Raw genomic sequence first — 6,400 nt, 5'->3', positions numbered from 1 at the left:
CCTTCTGACTTAAATTCGAAAATGTCTTTACCGTCTCGCGAATCTGTTCAAGTTCTGCGTTTTTAATCTGCCGACCACACTGGCTTATCACAGCGTTTTCTCCTCAAATGTAACGTTTCGATTGGTGGGTGAACTCACACACATCCACGTTACATTATCAAAAGACCTGCAGAGTGTCTATTATAATTTTGCGACAAAATAATTTTAGATGTCGCTCCGCCCCCCTGATATCATTGATAATAAATTTTGATGCGTCAGCGCTGGACAACAATTCCAAATAACCATCGACAATATCTCGGTTTGATCCGTCGAATTTTACATATCAAGCACCCAATAACAAAAGCAGTGAACACCTTTACTGGCAAGGTTTACATAACACATAATAGACATAGCCAACGCTCAATTCCTATTTCAAAAAGCTGTAAAATAAAGGATAACAGACCTGTTCAATGTGTTGAGTATGGCTCGTCTATTGAGATCATTTCTGTTTACCTCAACATTGCATAACATTACAGCGACACTTCAGAATTCCCGCCCTTTCAGGAGGGAATTTATAGCTGTAAATCAGCAAAAATACGATGATTTACAGCCCCATTTTCTATGAAAAGAACAAAGTGCCGCTGTAGTGATAAAAAAGATAGTAAATGGGCCTATGAGCCTTCCTAATCAATTTTTTCAAACTTTTTAAGTGACTTCCAGGACTTCACTTTCCGTTTTTATTTATAATAAAATTTCATGCCAAGCTAAATAGAAAAAAACAAAAATTACTCTGCTCAATGTCGAATGGTAGAGGCCATAATTGTTATAATAGGCGAATAATTCTTTTGAATCATTTTGCGTTTGAATGTCTCACTATAATAGGGTATGTTAATTTTTATTGCTCCCCTTACTTCGTTTTGACTCCGGATACCTTGTAGCTTACCGCGGGGGAGGGGGGGATTCATTGGCGACCAACCTCAGGAGAAGGTCGGGGCATGAAACAAAGAAGGTTCAGTCGATTCGGTATCTACCACCCATGTCTTTGGCGGTGCATAGTTGTCTGTTGTGCTTTTGTCTTGATGAGTTTTTTGGGTGGACCTAGTTCCGCCGAGATCGTCACGGATGGTACTGTCGGCCCGGTTCAAAACCTGGCGGGACCGGATTTCCAGATCGGCTCCGAGCTCGGCACAATACGAGGTGCCAATCTCTTCCACAGTTTCCAGACCTTCAATATCTACACAGGTGAGAGCGCCACCTATACCGGATCGGCCAGTATTGAAAATGTGATCAGTCGGATAACGGGCGGTGAGATCTCAACCATCAATGGTCTGTTACGCTCCGAGGTGGGGCAGGCAGACTTCTATTTCATCAATCCGTCCGGTGTGATTTTCGGGCCGAATGCACAAGTGGACGTGCCCGGTGCCTTCCATGTCAGTACCGCAACCGAGCTGCGCTTCGAGGATGATACCGTCTACAGCGCGACGGATACCGGAGCCAGTACTCTCAGCTTGGCGCAACCGGAGTCTTTCGGGTTTCTCTCACCACAACCTGCAAGTATCACAGTAAACGGAAGCCAGTTGGAATTTACATCCGGTGGTTATGAGTCGTTGTCTGCCGGCGACGTAACCATCCAGGGAGGTGCGAGTTTGGTCAGTGCCGGGGGCGACATCAGAATTACGGCTGTCGGTGATTCTGAAGGCGTTGTACCCCTGGCTGCTGAGCCTGGGGATTCTGCCGCCAGCGGAACGGTTACGATCACCGGAGCTTCGACAATAGATGTAAGCGGAACTGAAGGGAGTCAATCAGTCGCATTGATTGGCGGGTTGGTGGAGGTTGCGGATTCCGTGGTTGCCGCGGATCACTCGGGCAATGAGGATGCTGGTGGGCAAATTCGACTTGAGGCGGATAGTGTTCGAGTGATTAACAGCGATATCCGCGCTCAGATCTTTGGAGCAGGGAGGGGCAACGACATCCTCGTCGTCGCTGATTCTCTGGAGGTCGATGCGGCCACTGCAACGGATGGACGTTCACGCCTGAAAACGCGGGTCATGCCAGGGGCCAGCGGTGCGGCAGGCGATGTGAGGGTAGATGCTGCTGACGTTACGCTTACCAACGGCGGCCAACTCAGCTCCATTATTGAATATGGGGCCATGGGCCAAGGTGGAACGGTGGAAGTGCAGGCAACGGACTCCATCACTATTGAGGGATCCAATGAGGTGAACGTGAGTGGCATCTTTACTACTTCGTTTTCCGAAGTTGGTGCTGATGGTGGGTCAATTTTGATAGACGCGCCGGATGCTCTTGTCACAATTGACAAGGGTGCGAAGTTGCAGGCCGGCACGGCAGGTCCGGGTAACTCAGGTTCCGTTTCAATAGATGCTGGCGAGCTATTTATTCTGGATGAAGGATCTGTTTGGACATTTACTCAGGGAAGCGGTGCTGGTGGAAATGTGACTATTGCCGCCAATCATTCCATATTACTGGATAACGCTGATATCGACTCCAGTTCATGCAACACAGGCACCGCGGGTCACATTCAGGTAACCTCTGATAAGCTTAGTCTTTTAAACGGCAGTGAAATTTGGGCGGATACTTATGGCAGCGGAGCGGCCGGAAATATCGGCATTGAGGTAAGCGGTTCCATTTTGTTGGATAACTTTTCTTACATAGAAGCCGGTACGGGAGACACCGGTCCGGCGGGTCAGGTGGTGATAGACGCGGGCGATCTCACGCTTCTTAATAGCAGCGCCATTACTGTGAGCACTTTGGGTACCGGCGCCGGGGGGAATCTGATAATTGACGTAGGAGGTTCCTTTCTTATTGACGATAATTCTTTTATCAGTTGCGGGATTTGGGATGATGGTTCGGGGACAGCGGGTGGCATTTCGATCACAGCTTCAACTTTGGAGATCCTCAACGGAGGCGTGGTCGACAGCTCAACAATAGGCGATGGAGATGCGCTGCCCATTGTGATCGAGGTCACTGATCTGGTGATTGATGGTGGAGGAACACGGACCGGTATCGTGAGTGACACTGATTTGGGTTCCGGCAAAGGGGGAGACATTCGGATAACAGCCACTGGACAAGTGGAGCTTTTCAATGGGGGGCAGATTAGCAGCAACACCGGCGATGCGGGAAATGGCGGAACTGTGCATGTGGAAGCTGCCGAACTGGTAATCAATGGAGGAGGCGAAGACCAATCTGCCTTCACCGGTATCTATAGTGATGCCCGCTATGCCTCAGCCACTGGCGGTGATGTGCAGGTAACAGTCAGGAATCGTTTGGAAATTTTGAGCGGAGGGGAGATCAGCAGCAGTACGCAGGGCGGGCAGGCTGATGCCGGCACGGTAAATGTCCAGGCTGCTGAACTTGTGATTGATGGTGAGGATCAACTCACCTCTACGGGAATATTGGGTAAGGCCGGTGGCTCTTCGGGTGATGCGGGTGATGTATCGGTGACGGTTACGGACCACTTAGAGATACGGAATGGTGGTGAAATCAGCTCCAGCGTTGAGCTTGGGGAGGGTAACGCCGGTACGGTTGCGGTTACAGGTGCAGATATCTCGATTGATGGTAAAGGTAGTGGTATTTTCAGCTCAACCATAGGCAGTCTTTCAGGTATTCTTTCAGGCGTTTCCGGCGAGGTTCAGGTGACGGCAACCCAGCGGCTGGAACTTCGCGATGCCGGACAAATCAGCACCAGTTCAGGGATTGGAGGAGGGGATGCCGGAGCGGTAACCGTAAAGGCGTCCAAACTCGAAATCAATGGGAATAATTCCGGGATCTTCAGTGAAGCGTCATTCAGCTCCCTTGGCCAGGCAGGTTCCGTTCTCATCTCAGCCCAGGATCTGGAGATGGCGGACCAAGGGCAAATCAGCGTTGCTTCGGCAGCATTGTTGACAAACGAGGATATGGCTGAAAAACAGACGCCGCAGATTACAGTAACCGCTCCAGACATCCATCTCACACAAGGAGCCATGATCTCCGCCGAGAGCACCGGCAACATCCCGGCGGGCACCATCGAAATTCAAGCCAGAGAGCTTCTGCTGGAAGGTGAGAGCCGAATCACCACCGAGTCCAACGAGGCCGACGGTGGCCCCATCTCCATTGACGGGCAAACTATCGTTCTGCGCGATAGTATGATCACGACCTCGGTGTTGGGGCTTTCCGGCGACGGCGGCAATATCAATATAAATGCCGATGCGCTTGTCCTCCAGGACGGGTTCATCCAAGGCAATACCACGGCACCTACAGCCAGAGGCGGCGATATCTTCATTGATACGGATGTGCTGGTTGCGAGTTATGGCTTATTAGAGGTCGGAGGCACTGAGCGCCTGACGTTTCAGCCGGGGAGCGGACGCAACGTTATCCAGGCGGCGGCGGCAGGCGGCGCACACGGTACGATTGCCATTACTTCTCCGGAGTTGGACATCGGTGGAGCGCTGATCCCGTTATCCACCTATTTTGCAGATACCTCCCGGCTGATCAGTGATCCTTGTGTAGCGGCCACCGGACAAACAAACAGCTCTTTGATACAGCGTGGCAGAGGAGGCCTGCCGGCGGGGCCGGAACAGCCGGCGGCAGTGTTCTTCGGCGGCGAACGACTGGACCGGCTGCTTGAGCCAGATGCAGGGCAGCCCGTGAACTATCCGCAGGCCGGTGAGGGGACCAACTCGCCAGCTGATGGTCAGAGAGGACAATGAGATGAAAGCTGTGGTTCTCTTCGGCCTGATTGGCGTTCTGCTGGCCTTCTGTCCCTTTGTTCAGGCCGCGGAAGTGATCTCGCCTGGTAGTGACCTGTCGGAACGGCCCAGCGCGAGGCACCCTGATTTGCCCGAGTTTCTTCCTGAAGAATCCGACTCCGGTGCCATTAAGCCGCCCGTATCAGAAGGCGAACAGCCGTCCGTGGCCCCGGGCGGCCCGAGCTTTGAGCTTCGGAAAGTGGCTTTCGACGGCAATACGGTGTTCTCGGACCAAGAACTCGCAACCATAGCCAAGGACTTCGTGGGAAAGAAAGCTACCTTGACTCTTCTGGAAGAACTTCGCTATCGCTTGACCAAGTATTATGTTGATCAAGGGTACATCAACTCAGGAGTTATTCTGAAGCCAGATCAGATCGTGACCGATGGAATCGTTATCTATCAGGTTCTGGAAGGGCAACTTGATGAGGTGCGGGTAAATGGTACGGAGCGCTTGCGTCCCGCTTACGTACGGAATCGCATTTGGCCCGATCCGGAGAGTCCGTTCAATATCAGGTCACTACAGGAGCGCTTTCAATTGCTGTTGCAGGATCCGTTGATCAAACAGCTTAATGGTGAACTTTTACCCGGAACCGAGCCTGGCAGTGCCAACCTGAATCTTCAGGTGACCCGTTCCCAACCCTATGAACTGAGTCTCGGGATAGACAATCACCGCCCTCCCAGTACAGGCGCGGAGCGGGTTTATGCGGCTGGTGTGCTGCGCAACCCCAGCGGCTTCGGCGATGAACTGGATTTTTCAGCGGGCGTCAGTGATGGTGCTGACGAAGTTTCCGTGGGTTACTCCATCCCTGTATCTGCCCGCGACAGTCGAATCTTCCTGCGGTTCGACCAGAGTAACAACTCTGTGGTCGAAGAACCTCTGAATGATCTGGACATTGAAAGCGAGACTTGGGGTATGGAATTGGGACTGCTTTATCCCGTGTTCCGTACCTTGGGCCGCACGCTGACGCTGGGCGTCGCTCTGGCCAGGCGAGAGAATCAAACTTTTCTATTGGGCGAGCCTTTTCCTTTTTCGGCTGGGGCCGATGACAACGGCGAGAGCCGAGTCACAGCGTTGCGATTGAGCCAGGAACTGGTAGATCGTAACACTCAACAGGCTTTTGCCCTGCGGTCCACCTTCAGTTTCGGACTCGACGCCTTTGACGCCACCATGCACGACAATAATCGCCCCGACAGCCAGTACTTTGCCTGGCTGGGCCAGGCGCGTTACGCCCGACGTTTCGGGGAGGCGGGCTCCCAGTTGCTTCTCCGGGCTGACGTACAACTTGCCAACGATCACCTGTTGGACCTGGAGCGTTTTGCTGTGGGGGGTGCCAATACGGTCCGGGGGTATCGTGAGAATGAGTTGGTAAGGGATAACGGCTTTGCCGTCTCCGCGGAGTGGCGCTATCCGTTGTGGCGAGGGGAAGAAAAGAAGGACTCTGCGGAAAATCTGCTGCAGATCGCGATGTTCATGGATTTCGGCAGCGCTTGGAATAAAGGCGAGAGTATGGGCCGGGACCGTCTGCACTCTGTTGGCCTTGGTTTCCTGTGGACATACTTCCGTCGAGTCGACGCCGAGCTTTACTTGGCCCACGATCTTGAGAAGGCGGAATCGAAGGAACACCACGATCTCCAGGATGACGGCATCCATTTTCGTTTAATTTTCAGTTTGTGAGGAG

General features: G+C 52.5%; 2 protein-coding genes. Both read left to right on the top strand.

Annotation, left to right across the window (positions count from 1 at the left end; all coding sequences use genetic code 11):
- Positions 1–974 precede the first annotated feature (974 nt).
- Positions 975–4,682, top strand: a complete 3,708-nt coding sequence (locus tag B147_RS0108285; RefSeq protein ID WP_083927856.1) for a two-partner secretion domain-containing protein — start codon at positions 975–977, stop codon at positions 4,680–4,682.
- A gap of 1 nt (position 4,683) precedes the next feature.
- Positions 4,684–6,396, top strand: a complete 1,713-nt coding sequence (locus B147_RS0108280; protein ID WP_033397105.1) for a ShlB/FhaC/HecB family hemolysin secretion/activation protein — start codon at positions 4,684–4,686, stop codon at positions 6,394–6,396.
- The last annotated feature ends 4 nt before the right edge of the window (positions 6,397–6,400 follow it).

Origin of the sequence: Desulfobacter curvatus DSM 3379, assembly GCF_000373985.1 — a bacterium.
GTDB classification, from domain to species: Bacteria; Desulfobacterota; Desulfobacteria; order Desulfobacterales; family Desulfobacteraceae; genus Desulfobacter; species Desulfobacter curvatus.
Note: the sequence above shows the minus strand (reverse complement) of the source record. Positions and strands in the feature narration are given on the sequence as shown.

Bases quoted from the DNA above. Each gene is read 5' to 3' on its own strand.
- B147_RS0108285 (WP_083927856.1), top strand. From the start codon at position 975: ATGAAACAAAGAAGGTTCAGTCGATTCGGTATCTACCACCCATGTCTT.
- B147_RS0108280 (WP_033397105.1), top strand. From the start codon at position 4,684: ATGAAAGCTGTGGTTCTCTTCGGCCTGATTGGCGTTCTGCTGGCCTTC.